Consider the following 2,929-nt stretch of genomic DNA (forward strand, 5'->3'; position numbering starts at 1 on the left):
ATCTCGACGCAGGGCAGGTTGAACGCCCTGGTCGCCTGGCGGATCAGGCCGAATTGCGGGATCAGATCTTCCGGCGGTGCCGAGCGGTTGGCCTTGTATTCGGGGTAGAGGTCGTTGCGGAAGGTTTTCGACGAATAGTCGAAAATGACGGCGAAATGCGTTGGCACAATGCCTACATCGGTGTTGCGGGCGTCGAGCATCAGCTTCCACAGCATGTTGCAGAAGCCGGAAACGGCGCCCACCGGCAGGCCGTCGGATTTGCGGGTCAGCGGCGGCAGCGCGTGATAGGCACGGAAGATGTAGCCGGAGCCGTCGACAAGGAAGAGATGATCGCCTTTTTTCATGCCGGCAGGGATAGCGCGGCGCGGCGGCTTGGTCCATGCCAAAGGCAGCGTCGACTATCGGTTCCGGCAACACCCTGACAGATCGCCGTCACCCTGCTCACGCCTATGTTACAAAACTGTAATTTTCGTGCCCTTGAATCGCCACGTTCAGAGACCCAAATACACGTCATCGGCAGTTTTCGCCGAGTCCGGAGCAAGGCCCGTCCCCCGCCTAATCCGGACACCTGCGGCAGCCTATCCCCCCTCTCCGGGCTGCCGCATCGTTTCGAGTAGAAGGCCGCCGTGGTTCCCCCTCCACCACGGCGGTCTTTTTTATCCCAGACAGACGTTTGCAGCCCGTGGTCCAATGATCGCGGGCTTTTCGTTTTCCTGTCCTGCCTTTACGGTTCGGGTTCTGAATCGAAAGGCTTCACATATGTCCGCAATTTCCCCCGTCCTCGACCGTCTCGACAACAATCTCGACCAGAGCCTCGAGCGCCTGTTCGGCTTGCTCAAGATCAAGTCGATCTCCACCGATCCGGCCTTTGCCGCCGATTGCCGCAAGGCGGCGGAATGGCTGGTGGCCGAACTCAAGCTGATCGGCTTCGACGCCAGCGTTCGCGACACACCAGGCCACCCGATGGTGGTTGCGCACCATGACGGCCCGGCCGGTTCGCCGCATGTGCTGTTTTACGGCCATTATGACGTTCAGCCGGTCGATCCGATCGAATTGTGGGAAAGCGATCCGTTCGCGCCTGCTGTCAAGGAGGTCGGGCCGGATCACAAGGTGATCACCGGACGCGGGTCGGCCGACGACAAAGGCCAGTTGATGACCTTCGTAGAGGCTTGCCGCGCCTGGAAACAGGTGCACGGCAATCTGCCTTGCCGCATCACCATCCTGTTCGAGGGCGAAGAGGAATCCGGCTCGCCCTCGTTGAAGCCGTTCCTCGAAGCCAATGCCGACGAACTCAAGGCCGATTTCGCGCTGGTTTGCGATACCGGCATGTGGGACCGCGAGACGCCGTCGATCTGTGTGGGATTGCGCGGGCTGGTCGGCGAGGAGATCACGGTGAAGGCGGCCGATCGCGACCTGCATTCCGGCCTCTATGGCGGTGCCGCCGCCAATCCGATCCGGATCCTGGCCAGGGTGCTGGCCGATATCCACGACAAGGACGGCCATATCACCATCCCCGGCTTCTATGACGGCGTCGAGGAAACACCGTCGCAGATCCTGAAATCATGGGAGACGCTCGGCGAGACCGCCGAGACGTTCCTCGGACCGGTCGGCCTGTCGATCCCGTCGGGCGAAAAGGGCCGCTCCGTGCTGGAGTTGACCTGGGCGCGGCCGACGGCCGAGTTCAACGGCATCATCGGCGGCTATACCGGCAAGGGCTTCAAGACGGTGATCGCGGCGGAAGCCTCGGCGAAGGTGTCGTTTCGCCTTGTCCACAAGCAGGATCCCAAGAAAATTCGCGCTGCGTTCCAGAAATTCGTCAAGGAGCGGATTCCGGCCGACTGTTCGGTCGAATTCCATCCGCATGGCGGCTCGCCGGCAATCCAGCTTTCCTACGACTCGCCCTTCCTCGCCAAGGCCAAGAATGCGCTGTCCGACGAATGGCCGAAGCCGGCGGTGACGACGGGCAGCGGCGGCTCCATTCCGGTTGTCGGCGATTTCCAGACCTATCTCGGTATGGAATCGCTGCTGGTCGGGTTCGGCCTCGACGACGACCGCATCCACTCGCCCAACGAGAAATACGAGCTCAGCTCCTTCCACAAGGGCCAGCGCTCCTGGGCGCGGATTCTCGATGCCTTGACGCGCTGAGCGGCGGAAACTCCTGTTTTCCTGTTGATTTTTCAGCGGATCGCGGCGAGGACGGGCCACAAGACAAAGCGCTGCAGCGTCCCTTGCGGGTCAGGGGACACTGTAGAGCTCGACCGGAGAAGACAATGGCCGATATCCGTTTCCATAAAAACGACCTGCCCGACCTCTCGCACTACAATGTCGGGGCAGTGGCCATCGACACCGAGACGCTCGGGCTCAATCCGCATCGTGACCGGCTGTGCGTGGTGCAGATTTCGCCCGGCGACGGCACGGCCGACGTCATCCAGATCGCGCCTGGCCAGAAGAAGGCGCCGAACCTCGTCAGCCTGCTGCGGAACCGTGGCGTAACCAAGCTGTTCCACTACGGACGCTTCGATCTTGCCGTGCTCTACAATGCGTTCGGCGTGATGCCGGAGCCGGTGTTCTGCACCAAAATCGCCTCGCGGCTGACCCGCACCTACACCGACCGCCACGGGCTGAAGGACATCTGCTTCGAGCTTCTTGGCGTTGGCCTCTCCAAGGCGCAGCAATCGTCGGACTGGGCGGCCGAGACGCTGTCGCCCGAACAGCTCGAATATGCCGCTTCCGACGTGCTCTATCTGCACCGTTTGCGCGATGTGCTCGCCGGACGCCTGGCGCGCGATGGGCGGACCAAGGAGGCCGATGCCTGCTTCCGCTTCCTGCCGACGCGTGCCAAGCTTGACCTGATGGGCTGGGACGAAGAGGATATCTTTGCCCACAGCTGACGGTCGTCCGGCCAGCACATCGCGCAAACGGTGCAGAT

Annotated in this window: 2 protein-coding genes and 1 pseudogene; 2 read left to right on the forward strand and 1 reads right to left on the reverse strand. The window is 62.1% G+C overall.

The annotated features are described in order from the left end of the window. A pseudogene (locus tag EN906_RS29285) lies at positions 1–344 on the reverse strand (DNA polymerase I); the annotation flags it as partial. A 415-nt stretch (positions 345–759) separates the two neighbouring features. Between EN906_RS29285 and EN906_RS29290 the strand changes: the two are divergent. Both EN906_RS29290 and EN906_RS29295 read left to right on the forward strand, forming a co-directional pair. Continuing rightward, positions 760–2,145: a M20/M25/M40 family metallo-hydrolase gene (locus EN906_RS29290; RefSeq protein ID WP_127271233.1), complete on the forward strand. Its 1,386-nt coding sequence runs from the start codon at positions 760–762 to the stop codon at positions 2,143–2,145. Between the two features lie 125 nt (positions 2,146–2,270). Beyond that, positions 2,271–2,891 (forward strand): ribonuclease D, encoded by a 621-nt coding sequence (locus tag EN906_RS29295; protein WP_095084743.1) that lies wholly within the window; start codon positions 2,271–2,273, stop codon positions 2,889–2,891. Positions 2,892–2,929: the final 38 nt, after the last annotated feature.

The sequence above is a fragment of the Mesorhizobium sp. M7A.F.Ca.CA.004.06.1.1 genome, from assembly GCF_003999135.1.
Lineage (GTDB): Bacteria > Pseudomonadota > Alphaproteobacteria > Rhizobiales > Rhizobiaceae > Mesorhizobium.

Bases quoted from the DNA above. Each gene is read 5' to 3' on its own strand.
- EN906_RS29290 (WP_127271233.1), top strand. From the start codon at position 760: ATGTCCGCAATTTCCCCCGTCCTCGACCGTCTCGACAACAATCTCGAC.
- EN906_RS29295 (WP_095084743.1), top strand. From the start codon at position 2,271: ATGGCCGATATCCGTTTCCATAAAAACGACCTGCCCGACCTCTCGCAC.